The organism is Streptomyces sp. NPDC029041, from assembly GCF_040637515.1.
GTDB lineage: Bacteria > Actinomycetota > Actinomycetes > Streptomycetales > Streptomycetaceae > Streptomyces.
In genome coordinates this window covers 516,997-542,109 of the sequence record NZ_JBEZWO010000001.1, presented here as the reverse complement: position 1 = coordinate 542,109, position 25,113 = coordinate 516,997, and the positions used below count along the sequence as shown (strand labels likewise).

The window sequence follows — 25,113 nt, the reverse complement described above, 5'->3', positions numbered from 1 at the left end:
CGGTTCCCGCTCCATGCCGCGCACGGCCCGCCGAATCGGAGGAACCCGGTGAAGCTGACGATTCTGGGCGGCGGAGGATTCCGCGTGCCGCTGGTGTACGGGGCGCTCCTCCAGGACCACGCCGAGGGCCGGGTGACCCGGGTCGTCCTGCACGACCTGGACGCCGGGCGCCTGTCGGCGGTGACCCGTGTCCTCGCCGAGCAGGCGGCCGGAGTGGCCGACGCGCCCGAGGTGAGCGCCACCACCGACCTCGACGAAGCCCTGCGCGGCGCCGACTTCGTGTTCTCCGCGATCCGCGTCGGCGGCCTGGCGGGAAGGGCGAACGACGAACGCGTGGCCCTGGCCGAAGGGGTGCTGGGCCAGGAGACCGTGGGCGCGGGCGGCATCGCCTACGGCCTGCGCACGGTCCCGGTCGCCGTCGACATCGCGCGGCGGGTGGCCCGGCTCGCGCCCGACGCCTGGGTCATCAACTTCACCAACCCGGCGGGCCTGGTCACCGAGGCCATGTCCCGCCACCTCGGCGACCGCGTCATCGGCATCTGCGACTCCCCGGTCGGTCTGGGCCGCCGCATCGCCCGGGTGCTCGGCGTCGAGAACCCGGCGGAGGCGTGGATCGACTACGTCGGTCTCAACCACCTCGGCTGGGTGCGCGGCCTGCGCGTCGCCGGCCGGGACGAGCTGCCGCGCCTGCTCGCGGATCCCGACCTGCTCGGCTCGTTCGAGGAGGGCAAGCTCTTCGGCACCGACTGGCTGCGCTCCCTGGGCGCGATCCCCAACGAATACCTGCACTACTACTACTTCAACCGCGAGGCCGTCCGCGCCTACCAGCAGGCCGAGAAGACCCGCGGCGCCTTCCTGCACGACCAGCAGGCCCGCTTCTACGCCGAGATGGCCAACCCGGACGCCCCCGCCCTCACGGTCTGGGACCGCACCCGCGCCGAGCGCGAGGCCACGTACATGGCCGAGAACCGCGAGACCGCGGGAGCCGGCGAACGCGACGAGGACGACCTGTCCGGCGGCTACGAGAAGGTGGCCCTCGCGCTGATGCGGGCGATCGCCCGGGACGAGCGCACCACCCTGATCCTCAACGTCCGCAACCAGCGCACGCTGTCGGTCCTCGACACCGACGCCGTCATCGAGGTGCCCTGCCTCGTCGACGCCAACGGGGCCCATCCCGTCACCGTGGACCCGCTGCCCGGCCACGCCACGGGCCTGGTCTGCGCGGTCAAGGCCGTCGAGCGCGAGGTGCTGGCCGCCGCCGACTCCGGCTCCCGCGCGACCGCCGTCAAGGCCTTCGCCCTGCACCCGCTCGTCGACTCCGTCAACGTGGCCCGCAGGCTGGTCGAGGGCTATACCGAGGTCCACCCCGGGCTGGCGTACCTTAGGTGAGCACCGAGAGGTAAGCGCTTTCCCCGCCGCTCTTCCCCCGCTTCCTGGAGACACCCCATGCACGACGAAAGCCGCCGCATCGAGGAGCGCGTGCAGCGCCTTCACGACCAGCGCATCAAGTCCGCGATCTACGCGGCCACCGTCCCCTTCGAGGTGGAGGCCTGGCAGGCCCCGGGGGAGCCGGTCCCGTTCGAGGAGGCCGCCGCCGCCTCCTACGAGCCGTTCGCGATGGGCACCCCGTGGGGCCCGCCCTGGGGCACCACCTGGTTCCGGATGCGCGGACAGGTGCCCGCCGAGTGGGCCGGAAGGCGTGTCGAGGCCGTCATCGACCTCGGCTTCGTCGGCGACTGGCCCGGAAACCAGGCCGAGGCCCTCGTCCACCTCACCGACGGCACCCCCCTGAAGGCCGTCAACCCGCTCAACCAGTACGTGGCGATCGCCAACCCCGCGCAGGGCGGCGAGACGGTCGACTACCTGGTCGAAGCGGCCTCCAACCCGGACATCCTCGCGGACGACTTCTCCAAGGTCACCTGGCTCGGCGACAAGCTGACCGCGGGCGACAAGCCCCTCTACACCTTCCGCAGCGCCGACATCGCGATCCTCGACGAGGAGGTCTGGCACCTCGACCTCGACGTGCAGGTGCTGCGCGAGCTCATGCTGGAGCTCGGCGAGCACGACCCGCGCCGGCACGAGATCGCACACGCCCTCGACCGGGCGATGGACCTCCTCGACCTCGACGACGTCTCCGGCTCGGCCGCCGCGGTGCGCGAGGCGCTGAAGCCGGCCCTGTCCAGGCCCGCGCACGCCAGCGCCCACACGATCTCCGGCGTCGGCCACGCCCACATCGACTCGGCCTGGCTGTGGCCGATCCGCGAGACCAAGCGCAAGACGTCCCGCACCTTCTCCAACGTCACCTCGCTGGCGGACGAGTACGACGACTTCATCTTCGCCTGCTCCCAGGCCCAGCAGTACGAGTGGGTGCGCGACCACTACCCCAAGGTCTGGGCCCGCATCCAGGAGTCGGTCAAGAACGGCCAGTGGGCGCCGGTCGGCGGCATGTGGGTCGAGTCCGACGGCAACCTGCCCGGCGGCGAGGCGGTTGCCCGCCAGTTCGTGCACGGCAAGCGGTTCTTCATCGAGCACTTCGGCATCGAGACCAAGGGCGTGTGGCTGCCGGACTCCTTCGGCTACAACGCGGCCTACCCGCAGCTCGCCAAGCTCGCCGGCAACGAGTGGTTCCTCACCCAGAAGATCTCCTGGAACCAGACCAACACCTTCCCTCACCACACCTTCTGGTGGGAGGGCATCGACGGCACCCGGATCTTCACCCACTTCCCGCCGGTCGACACCTACAACGCCCGCTTCAGCGGCGTGGAGATGTCCCGCGCGGTCCGCAACTACGCGGAGAAGGGCGGCGCCTCCCGCTCCCTGGCCCCCTTCGGCTGGGGCGACGGCGGTGGCGGCCCCACCCGCGAGATCATGGAACGCGCCCGCCGGCTGGCGGACCTGGAGGGCTCCGCGAAGGTCGTCGTCGAGCACCCCGACGCGTTCTTCGCCAAGGCCCGCGAGGAGTACCCGGACGCACCCGTGTGGGTCGGTGAGCTCTACCTGGAGCTGCACCGCGCCACCTACACCTCCCAGGCCCGCACCAAGCAGGGCAACCGCCGCTCCGAGCACCTCCTGCGCGAGGCCGAACTCTGGGCGACCACGGCCGCCCTGCACGCGCCCGGCTACACCTACCCGTACGAGAAGCTGGACCGGCTCTGGAAGACGGTGCTGCTGCACCAGTTCCACGACATCCTGCCCGGCTCCTCCATCGCCTGGGTGCACCGCGAGGCCGAGGCCGAGTACGCCCGCGTCGCGCGGGAGCTGCACGCGCTGACCGCCGAGGCGGTGTCCGCGCTGGGCGCCGGCGAGACCCGCGTGTTCAACACCAGCCCCTACGACCGGGCCGACGTGGTCCGCACGGCCGACGGCGCACCGGTGTACGTGGAGGTGCCCGCGAACGGCTCCGCACCCCTCGCCGACTCCGCACCCCCGCAGCCGGTGACGGTCGACGGCCGCGTCCTCGACAACGGACTGGTCCGGGTGGAGGTCGCCGAGGACGGCACGCTGTCCTCCGTCCGTGACCTGCGCGCCGGCCGCGAGGTCCTCGCCGAGCCGGGCAACCTGCTCCGCCTGCACACGGACCTGCCCAACTGCTGGGACGCCTGGGACATCGACAAGCACTACAAGAACCGCTACACCGACCTGCTGGACGCCTCGTCCGTCACCGTCGTCGAGCAGGACCCGCTGATCGGCGCCATCCGCGTCGAGCGGTCCTTCGGCAAGGGCTCCACGATCACCCAGACGATCACGGTGCGCGCCGGCAGCGCCCGCATCGACATCGAGACGGACATCGACTGGCACGAGACCGAGAAGATCCTGAAGGCGGCCTTCCCGGTCGACATCCGCGCCTCGCACTCCTCCGCCGAGATCCAGTTCGGCCACATCCAGCGCCCGACCCACACCAACACCACCTGGGAGGCGGCCCGCTTCGAGGTCTCCGGCCACCGCTGGGTGCACCTCGGCGAGCCGGGCTACGGTGTCGCGGTCATCAACGACTCGACGTACGGCCACGACGTCTCCCGCACGGTCCGCGAGGACGGCGGCACCACGACCACCGTCGGCCTCAGCCTGGTCCGCGCCCCGCGCATCCCGGACCCCGAGGCCGACCAGGGCCGTCACCGCTTCACCTACGCGCTGCTGCCCGGCGCGACCATCGACGACGCCGTCGCCGAGGGCTACGCCCTCAACCTGCCGCTGCGGGTGGCCGACGCGGCCGGCGCCCCCGCACCGGTGGTCTCCGCCGTGGGCGAGGGCGTGACCGTGGAAGCCGTCAAGCTCGCCGACGACGCCTCCGGCGATGTCGTCGTCCGGCTCTACGAGTCCCGCGGCGGCCGCGCCACCGGCACCCTGCGCACCGGGTTCCCGCTCGGCGGCGCCCAGGTCACCGACCTGCTGGAGCGCCCGCTGCAGGACGCCGAGGTCACCGACGGGGCCGTCGCCCTCACGCTGCGGCCCTTCCAGATCCTCACCCTGCGCCTGCGAAGGGGCTGACGTCATGGCCCTGCAGTCGTGGTTCGAGGGCGCCAGGCTCGGCATCTTCGTCCACCGTGCTTGCCGGGCAGGGTGTCCGGCCCTTCAGGGCGGGCCGGGGTGGATGCCCGCTCCCCGGTAGCGGGGCAAGGGAAGCCGAATCGCCGCCAGGCGATTCGGCTTCTCGGGAGAGACGCAGGTGAGGCCGACCTCGAGCGCGCGCACCGCGCGCCCGGTACGTCCGGAACCTTGCTTGGTGGCACTGCGTTCCCACGCACTGTTGCCTCGGCAGTACGACCACCAGAAGGTCCTGGCGACCACAACAGTGGACGCCAGGGGCCGGGCCCTCTGGTTGATCTGCTCCGATGCGGAACTCCGGCCAAGTCGTTCGGCAGGCCCTACCCCCAGCCACACACCCGGCCCTACGACGCGCTCCTCGTCATCAATGCCGATCCGCGCAGTCATTCCGGTTTGGCCGTGATCACCGCTGCTCCTTCCGGTGCCGCGACGTTTGCCGTGCCGTCGGCCGTGGCGAAGGGATCCTGACCGGGCTGCCGTGCGCCGACGCATGCGAGGGCGAGCGTGGCGGTCACGGCCAGGACGACAACAGCGGCCCCCGAGAGCAGGAAGGCGTTCTCGACTCCGGCGAGGGTGATGGCGGTCGAGGCCACGAAGGGGGAGATCGCCAGGGCTCCTGCCACCCCGGCCTCCCACAGGCCGAGCGCCTTCGCCAGATGACGGCTCGGTATGCGCTGCTGCACCAACGCGATCAAGGGAATGTCCGTGAGGGCCGAGGCCAGCCCCGTGGCGGTCAGGAGAACGGCCGCCACAGCATGGGAGGTGACCGTTCCCAGCGGAGCCCGGAAGACCCCGAGCAGGGCCCACGCCAGCACCGCGGCCAGTGCGAGTCTGCGGATGCGCAGGCCGGCCAGGAGCAGGGCGCCCACCACTTCGGCGACCCCGGCGACGCCCAGCAACAGACCGTACTGGCCGCCCTGCCCCACGACCGCGACAAGCCCGACGGTCAGGAAACCGTTGGTCAGGGCGAGGGCGAGCACGAAGGTCACGATGACCACGAGTACGTCGGGAGCGGCCCGCACTGCCCTGAGCCCGGCGCCGAGATCGGACCACAGCCCCGTCTGACCGCTGGTCGGGGCGGGGCGGGTCACACGGATGGCGGCCACGGCGGCCGCCGACCCCAGGAAGGTGAGTCCGTTCACCACCAGCACAGACTGCAGCGAGCCGAAGGCCAGCAACGGCGCGAGCATCAGCGGGCCGACGAAGAAGGCGGCCCGGAAGGCGACTTGCAGCAGCCCGTTGGCCTGCTGGAGGCGGGCGTCCGGCACGATCTGCGGGACGATCGCGTTGCGGGCCGGGGCGAACGGGGCGCCGATCAGCGCCAGCAGCGCCGTGGTCGCCACGAGCAGGGACAGGTTCAGCAGGTCGAGGGAGAGCAGGACCGAAGCCACGGCCACCACGGCGACCCGGGCCAGGTCGGTGGCGATCATCAGCTTCCGGCGGTCGCGGCGGTCGGCGTACGAGGCGACGACGAAAGTGGCCACGAACGCGGGCGCGAACGCGGAGACGCTCACCACGGCGACGGCCGTGGGGTCCTTCGTCAGTGACCAGGCCAGCCAGGCGGTCGCGGCGGTGTACAGGCCGTCGCCGAAGCGCGAGATGCCCTGGCCGGCGAAGAGAAGCAGGAAGTTGCGGTCCCTCAGCAGTGACATGCGGCCACTGTCGGGTTCCGTCGCGGGCCTGATCCACTTATTAGGCAGATGGCTAATCAGTCGCCTCGCCGTCGTCGTGCAGGAAGCTCTCCAGGCTGGGGGTCAGGCCCGCCACCTGCCCGGGCGCAAGCCGGTACAGGACGTAATAGCCCTCACGGCGGCGCTCCAGCAGGCCCGCGTCCGCCAAGACGCGCAGGTGCTTGGACAGGGCGGCCTCGCTGACGCCGACGAGCGGGGCCAGCTCCTGTGTGCTGCGCGGGCGTTCGGCGAGCAGGCGCAGGGCGCGCAGCCGAGTGTCGTCGGCGAGCGCGCGAAGTGTGCCGACGAGCCTGGCCGGCGGAATCCGCGGGCGGGCTTCCCGGACGATCGAGGAGACGGGGAAGACGAGCCCGAGGGGCCACGGACCGTCGCAGTTGACGCGTACGTGCGGCCACACATAGGCGCTGGGGGCGAGCACGAGTGTGTCGTCCGGGCCGATGGCGACCTCGTGGTCGTGCGGCCGCTCCAGCCAGAAGCGTTCGGTCTGAGGATCGCTGCGCACCTCCGGCCACAGGCCGCGCAGCATCCCGTACAGACCGCGCTGCTCGATCTGGTGTCCGGCCTCGCTGACGCCGGCGGCGAGTTCGGGTTCGAGCCGTGCCCATTCCTCCTCGAACGCCTCCCGCCAGTAGCGCTCCAGCAGGCTCAGGAACCGTTCGAGCAGCGCGCGGGGGTCGTCGAGGAGCATCGCGGCCATCGCCTCGTCGCTTTCCCGTGCGAGGCGCTCCCGCAACAGGCGGCGTACCTCCGGTTCGTCCAGCATGTGCGGATCCCTGCCCTCGCCGCTGCCCGGCCAGGGCGTGAGCAGAGGGACGGCGAATTCCAGCCGGACCAGCTCCGGATCCGCCCCGCGCAAGCCGGCCAGTTCGTCCTCGAAGTCCGTCAGCCGGCCGATCGGCTGCGGAAAGAGAAACTCGGGAAAGTACGAGCGCACCGCATAGGAGAACGCCTCGATCTCCCGCTTCAGCGCCGGGGACAGCTTGCGCATCGCACGCACCCAGCCGTGCTGGACAGGGTGGTGCTTGGGCTCCACCAGCACATGGAGACTCAGCACGGCCTCCATCGTCGGCGAATAGGCGAACCCCACCCGCTCCGCACCGCCGGCAGGGACCCGGAACACGATCGTCATGACCCGTCATCCTTGCCGCACGGCGTCCACGACGGGAGTCGCGCCGCGCCGCCGGACCCTCTGCACCGCTGACCCGCACGCGCCGGGCGGCCAGGCGGCGAGTGTGAGTCGCCGCATGGACGTCCGGCGGCTCGAGTACTTCCGCATCCCGTCGATCACCTGACGGCGCTGAATTGACCCATGATTGTGGCCCCGGAATGCCCCCTGCCATGGGTCGCCCGGCTCCGTAGGGTCATTGTCATGACGACGACGCAGAACAAGACGGAAAACAGCAGCGGCTTCGCGCCGGTCCTCACCCGCGCCGCCGAGGCCGAGACGACGCGCGACCCCAGCAGTGTGATGACCCTGCTCGCGGACTCCGGGAACACCGGCGGGCGGCTCACCAGCTACCGGTCGACGTTCGCCGAAGGTGCCGTCGGCGCCCCCGCCCACCTGCACACCGAGGCGTCCGAGATGTTCTACGTCATCGACGGTGCGCTCCAGGTGCTGGTGGGCGAGGAGATCACCGTGCTGGAGGCGGGCGACTTCCTGCTGGTGCCGCCGCACACCCCGCACGCCTTCGCCGCCGCGCCCGGTGCGACAGCCGACGTGCTGTTCGTCTTCACCCCGGGCGCGGGACGCTTCGACTACCTGCGGCTCCTGGGCCGGGTGATGCGCGGCGAGGCCGACCCGCAGGAGATCAAGGACTCCTCGGAACGCTTCGACAACCACTACGTCGACAGCCCCGTCTGGCGCGAGGCGCTCGCGGCGAGGGTCTGACGGCTCAGAGGGGCAGCGCCTGAGCGGCCGCCCCGAGGGAGCCGGCCTGCTCGGCCGGGGCGGGGGCGGGTACCGCCGGGAGCGGTTCCGTCGTCTCGGACCGCTGCTGCGGCAGCAGCGACACCGGCCGCAGCGGACGCGGCCCCGACACCACCGTGTAGTCCTGGCCCAGGAACGGCGGGACCATCTCGCCCGGGTCCTCGCCGAGCGCCAGCTGCACGGCGGCCCAGGGGGCGTTGACTCCGCACTGGGACAGCTGGTGCAAACCGCCGGCCGGGCGGGTGTTGACGTCCATGAGCACCGGCCGGTCGCCGAACATCCGGAACTGGATGTTGGACAGGTAGTGCAGCCCGAAGCCCTCGGCGATCCGACGGGCCGGGTCCAGCCACTGCTCGTGCAGGGTGAAACCACGGCGGCGGCCGTTCTTGGTGCGGCCCACCGCCAGCCGGACCCGGTTGTCCGGGCCGGTCAGGCAGTCGACCGACACCTCGGGCTGCTCCAGGCGCGGCATCACCAGCCAGTCCACCGGCTCCTCGCCCTGCCGCAGCGCCTCCAGCACCAGATCGAGCGGCACGTACGGGCTGGGGAACCCGCTCAGATGCATCAGCGAGAACGGCGTACGCGTGATCACGCGGAAGCCGACGCCGCCGGCCCCGGACGCGGGCTTGAAGCAGGCCTTGTGCCCGCCCGCCTCCAACTCCTCGACCGCCGCGACGAGTTCGTCCTCCGAGCGGACCCGGTACCACGGCGGCACCGGCACACCGATCGACCGGACCGCCTCGTAGGCGATCACTTTGTCGTGGAAGACGGCCACCGCCTCGGGCGGCGGCGCGAGCAGCGCCGTGCCGGCCGCCTCGAACTCGGCGCGGTGCGCCACGATCGCCGACTGGTGCAGCCGGGGCACGAACACATCGATGCCCCGCCGTGCGCACTGGTCCAGCGCGTACTCGACGTACCCGGCGGGGGAGAGGTTCCCGGGCTCCAGCTCGGCGGTGTCGGCGGCCGCCAGCACCGGCGAGTCGGGGTCGCCGTGCGTGGCATGGATCTCGACCGCCCGGTCGCCGGGATTCCTCCGCAGCTGATCCATGAAGAACACGTTCTCCGCGTACGTGCGGTTGAGCCAGACGCGTACGCGAGAGACCATGCAGGCCGCCTTTCACGGTTCGCGGGCAGGGCTGAGCAGCCCGTGCCCGGGCAGGAGAAGGGAGGGACACCAAACCGCCCCTGCGGAAGGGACGTTCGTAGCGGTGGTGTTGGGCCAGATCATACGGCTTCGGCGGGCCCTGTCGTGCAACGCGCGTGTGAAGGAATTCTCCCGCCGCGGCCCTCGGGCCGCTCTTGTCCCGGTCGGCCGGATGTGATCTCTTAATGACCTCCGGGGCGCGCTACAGGGGGGCGAGAGGTGACGTCGAGGGCCGGTGGCGCCGCGCAACTGCTGGCCATCAGCGATCTGCACATCGGCTACCCGGAGAACCGGGCCCTGGTCGAGGACATGCGGCCCGGGACCGACGACGACTGGCTGCTCGTCGCCGGGGACGTCGCGGAGACCGTGGTGGACATCCGCTGGACCCTGAAGACGCTCGCGGGCCGCTTCCGCAAGGTCGTCTGGGTGCCCGGCAACCACGAACTGTGGACCCATCCGAGCGACGCCGTCACGCTGCGCGGCCTCGCCCGGTACGAGCACCTGGTCGAGATGTGCCGCGAACTCGGCGTGACGACACCGGAGGACCCCTACCCCCTCTGGGAGGGCCCCGGCGGCCCGGTTGCCGTCGCCCCGCTGTTCCTGCTGTACGACTACTCGTTCCTGCCCGCCGGCTGCACCACCAAGGCGCAGGGCCTGGAGTACGCGCGCAGCACCGGGATCGTGTGCACCGACGAGCACCTGCTGCACCCCGATCCGTACCCGAGCAGGGAGGCATGGTGCCGGGCCCGGGTCGCCGCGACCGAACGCCGGCTCGCCGAACTGCCCGGCGACCTGCCGGTGATCCCGGTCAACCACTATCCGCTCCACCGGCATCCGATGGATGTGCTGTGGCACCCCGAGTTCGCCATGTGGTGCGGCACGGACCTGACCGCGGACTGGCACCGCAGATTCCGCGTGCACACCATGGTCTACGGCCATCTGCACATCCCCCGCACCACCTTCCACGAGGGCGTGCGCTTCGAGGAGGTGTCCGTGGGCTATCCACGCGAGTGGCGCAAGCGGTCCCGGCCGCCGGGACGGCTGCGGCGGATCCTGCCCGGGGCGGGCGGACAGCGGTGATCGAGGAACTGCTGCCGCAGACGGTGGTCGGTGTGGAGGCGTACGGGTACGAGGACGCGGACACCCCGCTGTACCCCGAGGAGGCGGCCCTCCTGACCCGGGCGGTCGACAAGCGCCGCAGGGAGTTCGCCGTCGGGCGTTCCTGCGCCCGCAGGGCCATGGAGAAGCTCGGAGTCGAGCCGCAGCCGATCCTGCCCGGGGAACGCGGCGCCCCCCGTTGGCCGGAGGGGCTGACCGGCAGCATGACCCACTGCGACGGCTACTGCGCCGCCGCACTGGTCCGCGTCACCGACCTGGCCTCGCTCGGTATCGACGGCGAGGTCCACGCCCCGCTGCCCGAAGGCGTCCTGCCGTCCGTCTCCCTGCCGGCCGAGGCCGGCCGGCTGCGACGGCTCGCGGCCGAACACCCCGACGTGCACTGGGACCGGCTGCTGTTCAGCGCGAAGGAGTCCGTCTACAAGGCGTGGTTCCCCCTCACCGGGAAGTGGCTGGACTTCATGGAGGCCGACATCGAGCTCACCGCCGACGGCACCTTCCGCGCTGAACTGCTCGTCCCCGGTCCATGGGTGGGGGACCGCCGCCTCGGCCACTTCGACGGCCGCTGGACGGTGGGACGTGGCCTGATCGCGACGGCGATCGCCGTACCGCACACCTGACCCCGCTCCCCGGCACCCGCCCGGTGGCACCCCGGGTCAGGGGCCCGGCTCCGGACACCAGTTCTCCAGGAGGCGGAAGAAGGCCTCCTCGTTGCCGGTCAGTCCGGCCCGCCCCAGGGCCTGCTCCGCCTCGGCCAGCACCGCGGGCGGGACGAGCGGCGGGCCGCCCTCCACGTCGAAGGCGGCCCGGACGGTGTGCAGCAGCCGCAGATAGGCCTGGACGGCGGAGCGTTCACGATCGGTCAGAACGGCGGTGGGCATCGGTCGGCTCTCCCCGTGTCGGCGTCGTCGGTCCCGCGCCCTCGCGGCGCGTGCGCGCCCCGCACAGCGATGGCGCACCTCCAGCTTGCCGCCCACCACTGACAATCCGGTCCCGTCGCCCTCCGGTTCGCCCGCTCGGCGGAGGCGGTCCGCGCCTCGCGCCGCGCGTGCGGCCCGTCAGCCCTGCGGTCCGCGGTATCCCAGCGACGCCTCGATCCGCCCCGCCAGATGGTCTCGCTGCACCGGCCCCCGCGAGGAGGAACCGGCCAGCCACGCGCGGCACTTGCTGGCGAGCAGCAGGCCGAAGCTCTCGGCGTCCCGCTCGTCGTCGAGGTCGAAACGGGTGCGCGCGGCGACCTTCAGCACGGTCGCCTGGAGATCGGCCCCGTTCTCGAGCAGCCTGGCCGCGACGGCCGCGCCCTCCACGTGGTGGGAGCAGTGTCCCGCCTTCATGTGCCACAGCTCATGGCCCAGGATCACCAACTGGTGGTCGGGGGCGGTGCGTTCCTCGATGACGACCAGGTCCTGCTCGGCCATGTCCAGCCAGAGCCCGCTGGCGGTGCCGGGCGGGAACGCGGCCGTGCGGAAGCGCACGGGGCGGCCGCGGCGTCTGCTCATGCCGTCGCACAGGGCGGCGTACAGCTCCTCGGGCGGAGCGGGCGCGGGGAGGGTCAGCTCCGCGACCAGCTCGCCGCACAGACGGCGCATTTCCCTACCGATGCCCACAGTTCTCCCCACGGTCACGACTCGGGCCGCTTGACGCTCTCCAGGAGCATGTCCAGCCACTCCGCGACCTTGTCGCGGTGCTGGTCGGTGGGCAGTTGCGCGGCACGCCAGGCGATGCCGCGCACGCCGTGGTCCTGCAGCAGCCGCTCCAGCGGGTCGTCCTGTGCGGCGGCCGCCTGCCGCTCACGGTCGGCGAGCTTCTGCAGCAGGTCCTGCTCGGTGTGCTGGAGGGCGCTGACGAGTGCCTCGGGGTCCTCGGCCGTCAGGAAGCCGGCGTGCACCCGGAAGAACCGCTGGAGGGCGTCGCAGTGCTCCATCGTCGGCCGGCGGTCGCCGTTGATGAGGGCACCGGCCTGCTGGCGGGACATGCCGGCGCCGTCGGCGATCTCCTGCTGGGTGTACTTGCGGCCGTTGGGCTTGAGCCGGGTCCGGCGCAGCAGGTCCAGCCGCTGCAGGAACCGGGCCTGCACATCGGGCTCGCCCGCGGGCCTGCCGCACAGCAGGGCCTTCACCACCGGCTCCGGGACACCGGAGGCGACGGACAGCCGGCCGGTGTCGAAGACCTCGGCGTGCGGCACGCCGAGCCGGTCGGCGAGCGCGCCGACACGGGAGACGACGGCCGGCAGCACGGCCGTCGGCGTGACGCCCGGACCTTCGACGAAGCCACCCGTCACCGACAGATCTCCTACGTATCTCACAGGCTTCTCACAAGTGGATGCCGTGACCTACCCCGGCGTGAACTTCCCGGAGCGTAGCCGGTGGTTCGAACTCACATCCAGGTCTCGCCACAACTGTGGCCAATTTCAGCCGTCAACAGGCATGAAATGCCACGATAGTTGACACGCCTCCGCCCGGGGCAGCAGGATCGGGGCGCCGCGTCAAGGCCGCACAGGCAAGAGGGGTGACCTCCGGATGGCATATCAGGCAGGAGGGCAGCGGCCGGCACCGCGGCCCCTCCCCGAGACTCCCGAGGCCCAGGCCTACCTGGAGGACTACGCCGGGCTTCTGGAAGGTGTCCCCTTCCCCGCGCTCGTCGTCGACCACTGCTGGGACGTGGTGCTCAGCAACGGCGCCTTCCGGTCACTTTTCCGTGCGGCCGGACCGCACCCGACGGCGATGCCGGACGACAACTTCCTCAGGTTCGTCCTCTTCCACCCCGACGCCCCCGCGGTCCTCGGCGATCACGAGGCGAGCTGGTGCCTGCCGATGCTCGCGCACTTCGCGCGGACCGTGGAGAGCCACGGACCCGACCACGGCCTGCAGGCCATCCGCCGGGACATCGCCCAGGACCCGATCATGGAGGCCGCCTACCGGCACGGCCTGCCGCACTGGATCCGCGCGGTCGGTGAGAGCGCCGTCGAGCAGGACGGTGCGGTACGGCCGCTGCTGCACCCGGACCCGCACCGGGGCGCCACGGAGTGCCGGGTCGTCGTCGAGACGTCCAGGACGCTCGAGGAACTGGGCTGCGCCCGGGTCACGTTCGTGCTGCGCGAGGCCCGCCGCGCCGCGTCCCGGGAGCGCCGCACCCGCCGTACCGCCTCCCACCTGAGGGTCGTCCCCACGGCCGACTGACCCACCGGGTGCCCGCCCGCTCTGTCGGCCCCCTTCCCGGGCGGTGTGGTGTGTGACATAGTACTGGCGTGAGCGAGTCGCTGACCTGCGATGTCGTGGTGGTCGGAGCCGGAGCGGTCGGTGCCGCCGCCGCCCTGTACGCGGCCCGCGCGGGACTGGACGCCGTCGTGGTGGACCGGGGCCCGGTGGCCGGCGGCACGACCGGAGCGGGGGAGGGGAACCTCCTCGTCTCGGACAAGGAACCCGGGCCCGAGCTCGAACTGGCCCTGTTGTCCGCCCGGCTGTGGGCCGACCTGGCGCAGGAGGGACTGGGCGGGGCCGTCGAGTACGAGGCCAAGGGCGGTGTCGTCGTCGCCCGCACGGACCGGGCCCTGGCCGGGCTGGAGAAACTCGCGGCGGAGCAGCGTGCGGCCGGCGTGGAGGCCCTCCCGGTGCCGTCCGACCGGCTCACCGACCTGGAGCCGTACCTGACCCCGGGCCTCGCGGGCGGCGTGCACTACCCGCAGGACGCCCAGGTGATGCCCGCCCTCGCGGCGGCGCACCTGCTGCGCGCGTCGAAGGCCCGGGTGCTCACCGGCCGGGAGGTGACCGGAGTCCTGCGCGGCCCGGGCGGCGCCGTGCGCGGTGTGCGGACCGACCGGGGCGATGTCCACGCCCCCGCGGTCGTCAACGCGGCCGGAACCTGGGGCGGTGAGGTGGCGGCCCGCGCGGGAGTGTCCCTTCCCGTGCTGCCCCGACGGGGGTTCGTCCTGGTCACCGAGCCACTGCCGCCCCGCATCCGGCACAAGGTGTACGCCGCCGACTACGTGGCCGACGTCGCCAGCGACTCGGCGGCACTGCAGACCTCCCCCGTGGTCGAGGGCACCCGGGCCGGACCGGTCCTCATCGGCGCCAGCCGTGAACGGGTCGGCTTCGACAGGTCGTTGCCGCTCCCCGCCGTGCGTGCGCTGGCGGCCGGGGCGACCGGGCTCTTCCCCTTCCTGGCCGGAGTCCGGGCGGTGCGGACCTACGCCGGCTTCCGGCCGTATCTGCCGGACCATCTGCCCGCGATCGGTGCCGACCCGAGGGCACCCGGCCTCTTCCACGCCTGCGGGCACGAGGGCGCGGGCATCGGACTCGCCACCGGCACCGGGCAGCTGATCGCCCAAGTGCTGACCGGGCGGACGCCCGGCCTGGATCTCGGCCCGTTCCGGCCCGACCGCTTCACCGAGGAGGCCGCATGAACCCACTGCAGGTGGCGGGGGCCGGGCCGGGCCCCGCCTTCACGGTCACCTTCGACGGACGGCCGCTGAGGGCGCTGCCCGGGCAGACGGCCGCCGCCGTGCTGTGGGCGGCGGGCGTCACGTCCTGGCGCACCACGCGCGGTGAGGGCCGTCCACGCGGGGTCTTCTGCGGGATCGGCGTCTGCTTCGACTGCCTGGTGACCGTCAACGGACGGCCCAACCAACGCGCCTGCCTGGTGCCGGTGCAGCCGGGGGACGCCCTGGGCACGCAGGAGGGGACGGGCCACGGGGACGTGAGGGCTACGCAGAGCGCGGCGGGCCACCGCGGGGACGCGATCGGCACGCCGGACGGCATGAGCCCGGGGGACGCGATCGGCACGCCGGACGGCATGAGCCCGGGGGACGCGATCGGCACGCCGGACGGTTCCGAGCCCGGGGAGGCGCGGCATGCGGACTGACCGGGGGGACGTGATCGGCACGCCGGACGGTTCCGGGCCTGCGGAGGCGCGGCATGCGGACTCACCCGCGGGACGTGATCGGCACGCCGGACGGGACGGGACGGGGCCCGGGGAGGTGCGGCGTGCGGACTGATCTCGTGGTGATCGGGGCCGGACCGGCCGGGCTCGCCGCCGCCCTGGCCGCCTCCGCGCGCGGCGTACGGGTCGCGCTGGTCGACGCCGCGTCAGCCCCCGGCGGGCAGTTCTACCGGCAGCCCGCCGCAGGGCTCGGCGCCGCGCGGCCCGAGGCGCTGCACCACGACTGGCGGACCTGGGAGCGGCTGCGGGACGGACTCGCCGCCAGTGCCGTGCGCGTCCTGACGGAACATCACGTGTGGTGCGTGGAGCGGACGCCGGAGAGCTTCACCGTGCACTCCCTGCTGGGGCCGGACCAGGAGGAACCCGCCGAGGTGCACGCCCGCGCCGTGCTCCTGGCCACCGGCGGCTACGAGCAGGTGCTGCCCTTCCCGGGCTGGACCCTGCCGGGTGTCGTCACGGCCGGGGGAGCCCAGGCCATGCTCAAGGGCGCGCTGGTGGTGCCCGGGCGCCGAGCCGTCGTGGCGGGGACCGGGCCGCTGCTGCTGCCCGTGGCGACCGGGCTCGCCGCGGCCGGCGTCGAGGTCGCCGCGCTCGTCGAGTCGGCCGCCCCGGGCCGCCTCGCCCGCCACGCCCCCGCCCTGGCCGGCAAGCTCCCCGAAGGCGCCGCACACGCCGCCCGGCTGCTGCGCCACCGCGTCCCGGTCCTCACCCGGCACACCGTCGTCCGCGCCCACGGCGACGACCGGCTCACCGGTGTCACGGTCGCCGCGCTCGACGCCGAGGGGCGTGTCCGGCCCGGCACCGAGCGGCACCTGCCCTGCGACACCCTCGCCGCCGGTCACGGCATGCTCCCGCACACCGACCTCGCCCAGAGCCTCGGCTGCCGCCTCGACGGGCTCACCGTGGCCGTCGACCCCGAGCAGCGCACGGACGTGCCCGGAGTGTGGGCGGCCGGCGAGGCCACCGGCATCGGCGGTGCCGCCCTCGCCCTCGCCGAGGGGCACATCGCCGGGTGTTCCGCCGCCGCCCACCTGCGGGGAACCGCCCCCGGCCCGGCGCCCGCCGCCCTCAAGGCCCGTACGAAGCTCAGACGATCCGCCGCCGCCCTCGAATCCGCCTACCAGCCGCCCGCGCACTGGACCGAGCAGCTCACCGACGACACCGTGATCTGCCGCTGCGAGGAGGTCACCGCGGGGTCCGTGCGCGAGGCCCTGGACCTCGGAGCGGGCGACGAACGCACCGTGAAGCTGCTCAGCCGGGCCGGGATGGGCTGGTGCCAGGGCCGCATGTGCGGCACCGCGATCGCCGCACTCGCCGGCCGCGCGCCCACCCCGGCCAGACGCCCCTTCGCCCGTCCCGTGCCGCTCGGCGTCCTCGCCCGGCAACATTCCCAGGAGGGACCCTCATGACCGAACCCCGCCCCTGGCGCGGCGTCCTCGTCGCCACCGCGCTGCCGCTGAACGACGACCTCTCGGTGAACCACGACCGGTACGCCGAGCACTGCGCCTGGCTGGTCGGCAACGGCTGCGACGGCGTCGTGCCGAACGGCTCCCTCGGCGAGTACCAGGTGCTCACACCCGAGGAGCGGGCCCGGGTCGTCGAGACGGCCGTCGCCGCGATCGGCGGGGAGCGCGTGATGCCCGGCGTCGCCGCCTACGGGTCCGCCGAGTCCCGCCGCTGGGCCGAGCAGGCCGCCGAGGCCGGGTGCCGCGCGGTGATGCTGCTGCCCCCGAACGCCTACCGCGCCGACGAGCGTGCCGTCCTCGCCCACTACGCCGAGGTCGCGCGGGCGGGCCTGCCGGTCGTCGCCTACAACAACCCGATCGACACCAAGGTCGACCTCGTGCCCGAGCTGCTCGCCCGGCTGCACGGCGAAGGGCACATCCAGGGCGTGAAGGAGTTCTCGGGTGATGTCCGCCGGGCCTACCGGATCGCCGAACTAGCCCCCGAGCTGGACCTGCTGATCGGCGCGGACGACGTCCTTCTGGAACTGGCCGTCGCCGGCGCCAAGGGCTGGGTGGCGGGCTACCCGAACGCGCTGCCGCGGTCCTCGGTCGAGCTGTACCGGGCCGCCGTCGGCGGTGACCTGGACACCGCCCTGCCCCTGTACCGGCAGCTGCACCCGCTGCTGCGCTGGGACTCGCGGGTGGAGTTCGTCCAGGCCATCAAGCTGTCCATGGACCTCGTCGGCCGCCACGGCGGTCCCTGCCGCCCGCCGCGGGTGCCGTTGCCACCCGAGCAGGAGGCCGCCGTCCGGGCCGCCACCGAGAAGGCCGTCGCGGCCGGACTGAGCTGAGGACCATGCGCAGCACACTCGTCCTGCACGCCGTCGACTCCCACACCGAGGGCATGCCGACCCGCGTGATCACCGGCGGCATCGGCACCATCCCGGGTGCCACGATGAACGAACGACGGCTGTGGTTCCGCGAACACCGCGACGACGTCAAGCGGTTGCTGATAAACGAGCCGCGCGGCCACTCCGCCATGAGCGGCGCGATCCTCCAGCCGCCGACCCGGCCCGACTGCGACTGGGGCGTCGTCTACATCGAGGTCTCCGGCTATCTGCCGATGTGCGGGCACGGCACCATCGGTGTGGCGACCGTGCTGGTCGAGACCGGCATGGTCGAGGTCGTCGAGCCGGTCACCACCATCCGGCTCGACACCCCGGCCGGTCCGGTCGTCGCCGAGGTGGCGGTCGAGGACGGGGCCGCGAAGGCGGTCACCCTCCGCAACGTCCCCTCCTTCGCCGTCGGTCTCGACCGCGAGGCCACCCTCGCCGACGGCCGGACGGTGACGTACGACCTCGCGTTCGGCGGCAACTTCTACGCCATCCTTCCGCTGGAGCGGTTCGGCCTGCCCTTCGACCGGTCCCGCAAGGACGAGATCCTCGCCGCGGGCCTGTCCCTCATGGCCGCCGTCAACGCCGAGGAGCCGCCCGTCCACCCGGAGGACCCCTCCATCCGCGGCCTCCACCACGTCTACCTGGCAGCCCCGGGCTCGACCTCCCGCCACTCCCGGCACGCCATGGCCATCCACCCCGGCTGGTTCGACCGCTCGCCCTGCGGCACCGGCACCAGCGCCCGCATGGCCCAGCTGCACGCGCGCGGTGAACTCCCGCTGCACACCGAGTTCGTGAACGAGTCCTTCATCGGCACCCGCTTCACCGGCAGACTGCTCGGCACGGCAGAGGTCGCCGGCCGCCCGGCCGTGCTGCCCAGCTTCACCGGCCGCGCCTGGATCACCGGCACCGCCCAGTACCTGCTGGACCCCGAGGACCCGTTCCCGGCGGGATTCGTCCTGTAGGCCCCCGCACACGCACACGAGAGGAACCCCGACCGTCATGGCTCCGCAGCACACCCCCGCCCTGCCCGTGCTGGGCAGCAGGAAGCCCAGTCACCGGGAGCGGGTCGCGGACGCGCTGCGGGCCGCCCTGATCGCCGGTGAACTGCGACCCGGCGAGGTCTACTCGGCCCCCGGCCTCGCCGCCCGCTTCGGCGTCTCCGCCACACCGGTGCGCGAGGCCATGCTCGACCTGGCCAAAGAAGGCCTGGTCGACACCGTGCCCAACAAGGGCTTCCGGGTCACCGCCGTCTCCGAGCGGCAACTCGACGAGTACACCCACATCCGGGCGCTGATCGAGATCCCCACGACGGCGGACCTGGCCCGCACGGCCGCCCCGGTGGCCCTGGAGGCGCTGCGCCCGGTCGCCCAGGAGATCGTCGCCTCCGCACGAGCCGGCGACCTCATCGCCTATGTCGAGGCCGACCTGCGCTTCCACCTCGGCCTGCTGGCCCTCGCTGGCAACGGCCATCTCGTCGACGTCGTACGCGACCTCAGACGCCGCTCCCGCCTCTACGGCCTGACGGCGCTCGTGGAGCAGGGGCGGCTGGAGGCGTCGGCCGAGGAGCACCTGGAGATCCTGGACGCGCTGCTCGCCCGCGACGAGGAGGCCGTACGCGCCGTGATGGCCCGGCACCTCGGACACGTCCGGGGCCTGTGGGCCGCGCCCTGAACAGCCCGGGCGGACAGGGCGGGGCCCTTCACAGGTCCAGGACGAGACGCTTCCCGCGGCAGCGGGACACGCAGATCATCATGGTCTCGCCGGCCGCGCGCTCGTCGTCCGTCAGCACCGAGTCCCGGTGGTCCGGCTCGCCGCCCAGGACATCGGTCTCACATGTGCCGCAGGTGCCCTCGGTGCAGGAGTACAGCACCTCGGCCCCGGCGGCGCGCACGGCGTCGAGCACGGACACGTCCGGCGCGACGGTGAGCGTCCGCCCGCTCCGCGCGAGCTCCACCTCGAACGCCGTGTCGCCGCCGGTCTGCCGCTCCTTCGGCCGGAACCGCTCGACGCGCAGCACCCCGGACGGGCACCGGGCCTCGACCGCGTCCAGCAGCGGCCCCGGACCGCAGCAGTAGACGAGGGTCCCCTCGGGTACGTCGTCCAGCACGGACGGCAGGTCCAGCAGGCCCGACTCGTCCTCGGGCACGATCGTCACGCGGTCGCCGTAGCGGGCGAGTTCCGCCGCGAAGGCCATGGAGTCGCGGGTGCGCCCGCCGTACAGCAGCGTCCAGTCGGCGCCCGCCGCCTCGGCCGCCGCCACCATGGGCAGGATCGGCGTGATGCCGATGCCTCCCGCGACGAAGCGGTACCGGGGAGCGGGCTCCAACGGGAAGTTGTTCCGGGGCCCGCGCACCCGCACCTTGGCGCCCTCGCCCAACTGCTCGTGCACATGGGCGGATCCGCCCCGCCCCGGTCGCTCGCGCAGTACCGCGATCCGCCAGGCCGACCGGTCCGCCGGATCGCCGCACAGCGAGTATTGCCGCTCCAGACCGGGCGCCGGCAGGACGTCGACGTGAGCGCCCGGGGCCCACGCCGGGAGCGGCTCGCCCAGCGGATGGCGCAGGGTGAGGGCCAGCACACCGTCGGCCGCGAACTCCCGGCGCTCGACGACGAGTTCGGACTCGTACATGCTCATGAACCGCTTCCTCGTGGCTCGTCGACCAAGTGTCCCTGCGGGTGGGCGAGCATCCACTCCCACATCTCGACGGGGTCCTGCGCGGTGTGCTCACGGCCGCAGTGGCACGTGCCGTGCAGGGTGTCGGTGCCCGGCAGCCAGGCGATGCGGTAGACCTCGCCGGTCGGTGCGGTCACCGGACCTGCTCCGCGGGCTTGTCGCCCTGCTCCACCAGCCGGGCGAGGATGCGGCGGGCGGCCAGGCCACCGGTGTCGATGTTGATGCTCAGCTCCTGGTAGCCGGTGCGTTCGGTGCCGAGAGTCTTCTGCAGCAGGTTGAGCGCGGTGACGTCCTGCATCACCACCGTGTGGTTGTTGCCCCGCAGGAACTCGGTGACCTCGGCGTCATCGGTCGCCCAGTCCCGGGAGACCGCCCAGAAGTCGTACACCGTGCCGTCGCCGGACGGCGTGATCGCGTACGTGATCTCGGTGTGGAAGCCGTTCGGGTCGCTGCCGTCCGCCTCGGGCAGCACCCCGACCGGGGCGATACGGCTGTGCAGCAGATACAGACAGGGGGCGTGGTACTCGATGTCCTGCCAGCGGGTGATCCGGCCCTCGATGCCGGTCGACCTGGCGTAGAACGGCGGGCACGCGGCGTCGTCCATGTGCCGGCTCACCCGGACGATCCCGGCGCCCTCGTCGACCTCGGTGGTGATCGGTGTCTCGGCGACCTCGGGGGTGCCGATGTAACCGCCGTGCAGATACGTCTCGTGGGACAGGTCGAGGAGGTTGTCGACGAGCAGCCCGTAGTCGCAGTCGATGGGCTCCATGCCGCGCACGGTGACCCAGCCGGGGGAGTCGAGGTGCCGGGCGCGGGGGATGGTCTGTGGATCGGCGAGCGCCGGGTCGCCGATCCACACCCAGATCAGCGAGTCCTGCTCGACGACCGGGTAGGAGGCGATCCGGGCGGTGCGCGGCACTCGCTTCTGCCCGGGCACGTACACGCACGTACCGGACGTGTCGTAGGTGAACCCGTGGTACCCGCACACGATCCGGTCCCCGTCCAGCCGCGTCGGCGCTTCCGACAAGGGGTAACGGCGGTGCACACAGCGGTCGTGCAGGACGACCGGCGTCCCGTCCTCCTCGGTCCGGTAGAGCACGAGCGTCTCACCGAGGATCGTCCGGCCGAGCAACTCCCGCCCCACCTCGTGGCTGTAGGCGGCGACGTACCACTGGTTCCTGGCGAAGGCGGTCATGTGAGGCATGGGGTTCCCGTCCCTGTCGGCGGGGCGTCGTCGCCCCGCGTGCCGTGGTTGGACTCAGGGTCCTGACGGGTGTGGCTGTCACGCAAGGCGGCTTCCGTCAGGCGGAAATCTCTCCGTGAAAGAGCTGGTCAGGGCGTGACAGTGAAACCGCGCAATCGCACTTGAGTCGCTGGACGGCGTTGTCGTGCGAGGCAATTGATGAGCACACACCCCTGCCCGGCCCGGACATCACCGAGAACCCGTCAGCTGCTCGCCCCCGCGCCGCCCAGGGTTTCACGCTGCTCCGCCCGACCGAGGCGAGGGCCACCGCGCCGGTCGAGGACTCCGCCACCCGCTTTCTGCGCGATCTGCATCTCGAACGCGGCCCGCTGTCACGGGAAGAGGCCGTCACCCGGCTGCGGACCTGGGCCGCGGAGCAGGAGTCGTTTCATGAGGACGTCAAGAATTCCGCCGCCGAGCATGGAATGGCGCGACAGGCGACGTTCTGTGACAGCTGGACGGGCCTCCCGCCGGGCGGATGCGGTTGCCGCGTCAAAGAGTGAAAGCGCAACGGATTCCCCCGACTTCTTCATCACTGGAAATGCGCTTAATCTGGACATATGGAAAAGAAACAGTTCTATGTGGTCAAGAGTGGTGACACCCTTATCAAGATCGCGTCCATGCACCATGTGACGCTCGACCAGATCCTCGAGTGGAATCCCGAGATCGAGAATCCCGACATCATCCATCCCGGTCAGCGAATCCGTGTGGCGGCACCGGACGTCCACGGGGATTTCGAACCGTTCCCGGGCGCCGACTTCTTCCAGTCCTCCGTCACCAGCCCCGTCATCGAGGCCATGGGCTTCCGCCTCATCGAGGAGGACTGTTCGGCGTACGCCGGCGGGCCCGACTCCCAGTGGAGCGAGGCGGACCGGAAGTCGTACGCGATGTGGCAGCGCAAGCTCGGATTCAAAGGCCACGACGCCGACGGCACGCCGGGCCGGAAGTCCTGGGAGAGGCTTCACGTACCCGCCGTCTTCGAGTGATCGGCCTCGCGTCGGGCCGCCCGCCGCGGACGGCCTGGCGCGCACGGGCGCGGGCGCGAATCGCCTATCTCGAAGCGGAACTGGAACACGAAAGTGCCAGAAGGGCTCGCGGCGACCGGGCGGCGCTCATCGAGGGGATGCGGGGGCATCTCGAGAAGGCCCGCGTGGCCGCGGACGAGGATTTCGGCTGGCGGAAACTGTGGTCGGGATCGGCTGCCCGTGAGGGCGTTTGCTCGAATATCCGCAACGCCGAGGTGTTGCTGATTCAACTGGTTTCCGACGAAGAAGCCGCAGGTCGCGTCAGTGAGATCATGGCGCTGGTCAAGGATCATCTGGACGCGGACGACCCCCGGCGGGTCCGGCTGGCCCTGCGCCTGCGTCCCATCATCTCCGGTGACGTCACCGCGAGCGACCGGGACCTCATGGCCCGGGCGCTCGACGCCGCGTACTGCAGCCTGGACGACGAACTGGCCCGGGTGCGCAGTCTGCGCAACATCCTCTGGGCCGCGACGGTCCTCGTGGTGATCGGGGTGGTGAACCTGGCCCTCTACGGCTGGCTCTCGCCCAGTTCGCTGAGCTTGTGCTTCTCGCCGCAGGGCGGCTCCGGAGACAAGGTCACCGTCGTGTGCCCCACCTCCGAGCACTACGGCCGGCCGGCCGACACCGACGTGAGCAAACTGGCCGGCGCGACGGACATCCTCACCGTGGAGATCGCCGGACTCGCCGGTGCCGCCCTCACCGTCATCGCGTCGCTGCGCCGCATCCGGGGCACCGACTCCCCCTACATGCTGCCCCTGGCGTCGGCGGTGCTGAAGCTGCCCACCGGCGCCCTGTCGGCCTTCCTCGGGCTGCTGCTGATCCGGGGTGCATTCGTCCCCGGACTGAGCGACCTCGACAGCAGGGCGCAGGTCCTCGCCTGGGCCGCGGCCTTCGGCGCCGCACAGCACCTGGTGACGCGACTCGTCGACGACCGCGCCCAGATGACGCTGTCGGAGGTCGGCCGGACCACGGACGCCGTGATCAATCCGGAGAGAGTCGCCGTCAGGGAAGGACCACCGGCGTCCGCCCCCGGCTCGCCCAACGGTGCCGGACCGCACGACGGGCTGCACGGGCCCGACGGAGACGGCGAACCGGTCCCCGACGGCGGATCACCTCACCGCCGCAGCGGCGCGTGAGCCGTCTCCGGCAGCCGCAGGTACACCACCGACGACACCAGGCAGATCACCGCCACGTACCAGGGGAACAGCCCCGCGTGGCCCTGCTCCTTGAACAGCGTGCCCACGTACGGGGCCGTGCCGCCGAAGAGGGCCACCGTCAGGGAGTAGGGGAAGCCGATGCCCGCCGCGCGGACCCGGGGCGGGAAGATCTCCGCGTTCACGGCCGCGCTGATCGAGGTGAACCCGGTCAGCAGCACCATGCCCGCGCACTGCACGAGCAGCAGCACGGTGAACGAGTCGCTCAGGAGGTGCAGCAGCGGCACCGCGAGCAGCGCGAAGCCCAGGCCGAAGAACAGCAGCAGGGGGCGGCGGCCGAAGCGGTCCGAGAGCAGACCGCCGAGCGGCTGCAGCAGGGCGAAGAACGCCAGTGAGATCGTGCCCGCGAGCAGCGCGTCCGACTTCTCGACACCTGCGTTCAGTTCGGCGTACGTCGGCAGATACGACGTCCACGTGTAGTAGGCGATGGTGCCGCCCGCCGTGATGCCGGCGATGAGCAGCGACTCGCGCGGGTGCCGGCGCAGCGCCTCGAACAGGCCCGGGCGCGGGCCCTGCTGCTGCTCGGCGCTGCGGGTCTCCTGCGCGCCCTGCCGGATCCAGAACCCGACCAGACTCAGCACGGCGCCGAGCACGAACGGCACCCGCCAGCCCCAGCCGTTCATCTGCCCGTCGCTCAGCGTGTCCACGAGCAGGGTGGCGACGGCGGAGGCGACCAGCTGCCCCACCGTCGTCGACACGTACTGGAAGCTGGAGAACAGCCCGCGCCGGCCGGGGCCCGCCGACTCCACCAGGAAGGTCGTCGACGCCGCGAACTCGCCACCCACGGAGAGTCCCTGCAGCAGCCGGGCGAGGACGAGGACCACCGGCGCCAGGACACCCACGGCCGCGTAGGTCGGGGTGAGCCCGACCAGCAGGCTGCTGCCGCCCATCAGCAGGATGGTGACCGTGAGGGCGGCCCGCCGCCCGTGCCGGTCCGCGACCGCGCCCATCAGCAGACCGCCCACCGGCCGCATGAAGAACCCCACCGCGAACACCGCGAACGTGGACAGCAGCGGCACCAGCGAGTTGTCCGCACTCGTGGGGAAGACCTGGGCGGCGATGTAGGTGGCCAGAAACGTGTAGGCGTACCAGTCGTACCACTCCACCGCGTTGCCCACCGAGGCGGCGAGGAGCTGGCGAACGGGCCGTTTCGTGGGCGGGGAAGCCGTCTGCGTCTCTGTCACGCCCCTCACCCTCCCCCGGCGACGCCCCGGCACACCGTCCGTACCGGCGACTTTCACACGAGTGTCACGTG

General features: G+C 72.2%; 24 protein-coding genes and 3 pseudogenes. 17 read left to right on the top strand and 10 right to left on the bottom strand.

Annotated features, from left to right (window positions below):
* Positions 1–48 precede the first annotated feature (48 nt).
* Both AB0F04_RS02335 and AB0F04_RS02330 read left to right on the top strand, forming a co-directional pair.
* Complete coding sequence (locus AB0F04_RS02335) at positions 49–1,389, top strand: 6-phospho-beta-glucosidase (protein WP_362036827.1); 1,341 nt, start codon at positions 49–51, stop codon at positions 1,387–1,389.
* 57 nt (positions 1,390–1,446) lie between these two features.
* Positions 1,447–4,488 carry a glycoside hydrolase family 38 C-terminal domain-containing protein gene (locus tag AB0F04_RS02330; RefSeq protein WP_362036825.1) on the top strand — a complete coding sequence of 1,014 codons (3,042 nt, stop codon included), beginning with the start codon at positions 1,447–1,449 and terminating at the stop codon, positions 4,486–4,488.
* A gap of 440 nt (positions 4,489–4,928) precedes the next feature.
* On the opposite strand, the gene AB0F04_RS02325 is transcribed toward AB0F04_RS02330, so the two are convergent.
* Both AB0F04_RS02325 and AB0F04_RS02320 read right to left on the bottom strand, forming a co-directional pair.
* On the bottom strand, positions 4,929–6,197 hold the full coding sequence (locus AB0F04_RS02325) for an MFS transporter (protein ID WP_362036823.1): 1,269 nt from the start codon (positions 6,195–6,197) through the stop codon (positions 4,929–4,931).
* A gap of 52 nt (positions 6,198–6,249) precedes the next feature.
* Positions 6,250–7,365 (bottom strand): DUF5937 family protein, encoded by a 1,116-nt coding sequence (locus tag AB0F04_RS02320; protein ID WP_362036821.1) that lies wholly within the window; start codon positions 7,363–7,365, stop codon positions 6,250–6,252.
* Between AB0F04_RS02320 and AB0F04_RS02315 the strand changes: the two genes are divergently transcribed.
* Entirely contained in the window at positions 7,364–7,528 is a 165-nt protein-coding gene (locus AB0F04_RS02315) for a hypothetical protein (protein ID WP_362036819.1), read from the top strand. The genes AB0F04_RS02320 and AB0F04_RS02315 overlap by 2 nt on opposite strands.
* A 77-nt stretch (positions 7,529–7,605) precedes the next feature.
* Entirely contained in the window at positions 7,606–8,124 is a 519-nt protein-coding gene (locus tag AB0F04_RS02310) for a cupin domain-containing protein (protein WP_362036817.1), read from the top strand.
* Between the two features lie 4 nt (positions 8,125–8,128).
* Here AB0F04_RS02310 and AB0F04_RS02305 read toward each other — a convergent pair whose 3' ends face one another.
* Positions 8,129–9,268, bottom strand: a complete 1,140-nt coding sequence (locus AB0F04_RS02305; RefSeq protein WP_362036815.1) for an ATP-grasp domain-containing protein — start codon at positions 9,266–9,268, stop codon at positions 8,129–8,131.
* 258 nt (positions 9,269–9,526) lie between these two features.
* On the opposite strand from AB0F04_RS02305, the gene AB0F04_RS02300 reads away from it, so the two are divergent.
* The gene (locus AB0F04_RS02300) at positions 9,527–10,387 is read left to right on the top strand and encodes a metallophosphoesterase (protein ID WP_362036813.1); all 861 of its coding nucleotides are present in this window, start codon (positions 9,527–9,529) and stop codon (positions 10,385–10,387) included.
* Entirely contained in the window at positions 10,384–11,043 is a 660-nt protein-coding gene (locus tag AB0F04_RS02295; protein ID WP_362036811.1) for a 4'-phosphopantetheinyl transferase superfamily protein, read from the top strand. Before AB0F04_RS02300 ends, AB0F04_RS02295 begins: the two co-directional genes overlap by 4 nt.
* A gap of 36 nt (positions 11,044–11,079) precedes the next feature.
* Here AB0F04_RS02295 and AB0F04_RS02290 read toward each other — a convergent pair whose 3' ends face one another.
* The 3 genes from AB0F04_RS02290 to AB0F04_RS02280 all read right to left on the bottom strand — a co-directional run bounded on the left by AB0F04_RS02290 (position 11,080) and on the right by AB0F04_RS02280 (position 12,704).
* Positions 11,080–11,304: a hypothetical protein gene (locus tag AB0F04_RS02290; protein WP_362036809.1), complete on the bottom strand. Its 225-nt coding sequence runs from the start codon at positions 11,302–11,304 to the stop codon at positions 11,080–11,082.
* Positions 11,305–11,481: 177 nt separating this feature from the next.
* Positions 11,482–12,012, bottom strand: a complete 531-nt coding sequence (locus tag AB0F04_RS02285; protein ID WP_362036807.1) for a toxin-antitoxin system, toxin component — start codon at positions 12,010–12,012, stop codon at positions 11,482–11,484.
* 32 nt (positions 12,013–12,044) lie between these two features.
* Entirely contained in the window at positions 12,045–12,704 is a 660-nt protein-coding gene (locus tag AB0F04_RS02280) for a helix-turn-helix transcriptional regulator (RefSeq protein ID WP_362036805.1), read from the bottom strand.
* Between the two features lie 238 nt (positions 12,705–12,942).
* Between AB0F04_RS02280 and AB0F04_RS02275 the strand changes: the two genes are divergently transcribed.
* The 7 genes and pseudogenes from AB0F04_RS02275 (at position 12,943) to AB0F04_RS02245 (ending at position 19,373) form a co-directional block, all read left to right on the top strand.
* A complete protein-coding gene (locus AB0F04_RS02275) occupies positions 12,943–13,602 on the top strand; it encodes a hypothetical protein (RefSeq protein WP_362036803.1) in 660 nt (219 codons plus the stop codon).
* Between the two features lie 68 nt (positions 13,603–13,670).
* Positions 13,671–14,825 carry an FAD-binding oxidoreductase gene (locus AB0F04_RS02270; protein WP_362036801.1) on the top strand — a complete coding sequence of 385 codons (1,155 nt, stop codon included), beginning with the start codon at positions 13,671–13,673 and terminating at the stop codon, positions 14,823–14,825.
* A pseudogene (locus tag AB0F04_RS02265) lies at positions 14,822–15,118 on the top strand ((2Fe-2S)-binding protein); the annotation flags it as partial. The gene AB0F04_RS02270 and the pseudogene AB0F04_RS02265, both read left to right, overlap by 4 nt.
* Before the next feature lie 287 nt (positions 15,119–15,405).
* Complete coding sequence (locus AB0F04_RS02260) at positions 15,406–16,770, top strand: FAD-dependent oxidoreductase (RefSeq protein ID WP_362036798.1); 1,365 nt, start codon at positions 15,406–15,408, stop codon at positions 16,768–16,770.
* The gene (locus tag AB0F04_RS02255; protein ID WP_362036796.1) at positions 16,767–17,657 is read left to right on the top strand and encodes a dihydrodipicolinate synthase family protein; all 891 of its coding nucleotides are present in this window, start codon (positions 16,767–16,769) and stop codon (positions 17,655–17,657) included. The genes AB0F04_RS02260 and AB0F04_RS02255 overlap by 4 nt, the downstream gene beginning before the upstream one ends.
* A gap of 5 nt (positions 17,658–17,662) precedes the next feature.
* A complete protein-coding gene (locus AB0F04_RS02250) occupies positions 17,663–18,664 on the top strand; it encodes a proline racemase family protein (RefSeq protein ID WP_362036794.1) in 1,002 nt (333 codons plus the stop codon).
* Positions 18,665–18,701: 37 nt separating this feature from the next.
* Positions 18,702–19,373: a GntR family transcriptional regulator gene (locus AB0F04_RS02245; RefSeq protein WP_362036792.1), complete on the top strand. Its 672-nt coding sequence runs from the start codon at positions 18,702–18,704 to the stop codon at positions 19,371–19,373.
* 28 nt (positions 19,374–19,401) lie between these two features.
* Here the strand turns inward: AB0F04_RS02245 and AB0F04_RS02240 are convergent, their stop codons facing one another.
* The 3 genes from AB0F04_RS02240 to AB0F04_RS02230 are packed head-to-tail and all read right to left on the bottom strand — an operon-like array spanning position 19,402 to position 21,580.
* Entirely contained in the window at positions 19,402–20,337 is a 936-nt protein-coding gene (locus tag AB0F04_RS02240; protein WP_362036790.1) for a PDR/VanB family oxidoreductase, read from the bottom strand.
* Entirely contained in the window at positions 20,334–20,513 is a 180-nt protein-coding gene (locus AB0F04_RS02235) for a hypothetical protein (RefSeq protein WP_362036788.1), read from the bottom strand. The genes AB0F04_RS02240 and AB0F04_RS02235 overlap by 4 nt, the downstream gene beginning before the upstream one ends.
* The gene (locus tag AB0F04_RS02230) at positions 20,510–21,580 is read right to left on the bottom strand and encodes an aromatic ring-hydroxylating dioxygenase subunit alpha (protein WP_362036786.1); all 1,071 of its coding nucleotides are present in this window, start codon (positions 21,578–21,580) and stop codon (positions 20,510–20,512) included. Before AB0F04_RS02230 ends, AB0F04_RS02235 begins: the two co-directional genes overlap by 4 nt.
* A gap of 161 nt (positions 21,581–21,741) precedes the next feature.
* On the opposite strand from AB0F04_RS02230, the gene AB0F04_RS02225 reads away from it, so the two are divergent.
* The 4 genes and pseudogenes from AB0F04_RS02225 to AB0F04_RS02210 all read left to right on the top strand — a co-directional run bounded on the left by AB0F04_RS02225 (position 21,742) and on the right by AB0F04_RS02210 (position 23,780).
* The gene (locus AB0F04_RS02225; RefSeq protein ID WP_362036784.1) at positions 21,742–22,122 is read left to right on the top strand and encodes a hypothetical protein; all 381 of its coding nucleotides are present in this window, start codon (positions 21,742–21,744) and stop codon (positions 22,120–22,122) included.
* Between the two features lie 57 nt (positions 22,123–22,179).
* Positions 22,180–22,317 (top strand): annotated as a pseudogene (locus tag AB0F04_RS02220) (LysM domain-containing protein); the annotation flags it as partial.
* A gap of 36 nt (positions 22,318–22,353) precedes the next feature.
* Positions 22,354–22,605, top strand: a pseudogene (locus tag AB0F04_RS02215) (peptidoglycan-binding protein); the annotation flags it as partial.
* A 311-nt stretch (positions 22,606–22,916) separates the two neighbouring features.
* On the top strand, positions 22,917–23,780 hold the full coding sequence (locus AB0F04_RS02210; protein WP_362036781.1) for a hypothetical protein: 864 nt from the start codon (positions 22,917–22,919) through the stop codon (positions 23,778–23,780).
* On the opposite strand, the gene AB0F04_RS02205 is transcribed toward AB0F04_RS02210, so the two are convergent.
* A complete protein-coding gene (locus AB0F04_RS02205) occupies positions 23,759–25,042 on the bottom strand; it encodes an MFS transporter (protein ID WP_362036779.1) in 1,284 nt (427 codons plus the stop codon). The genes AB0F04_RS02210 and AB0F04_RS02205 overlap by 22 nt on opposite strands.
* Positions 25,043–25,113 lie beyond the last annotated feature (71 nt).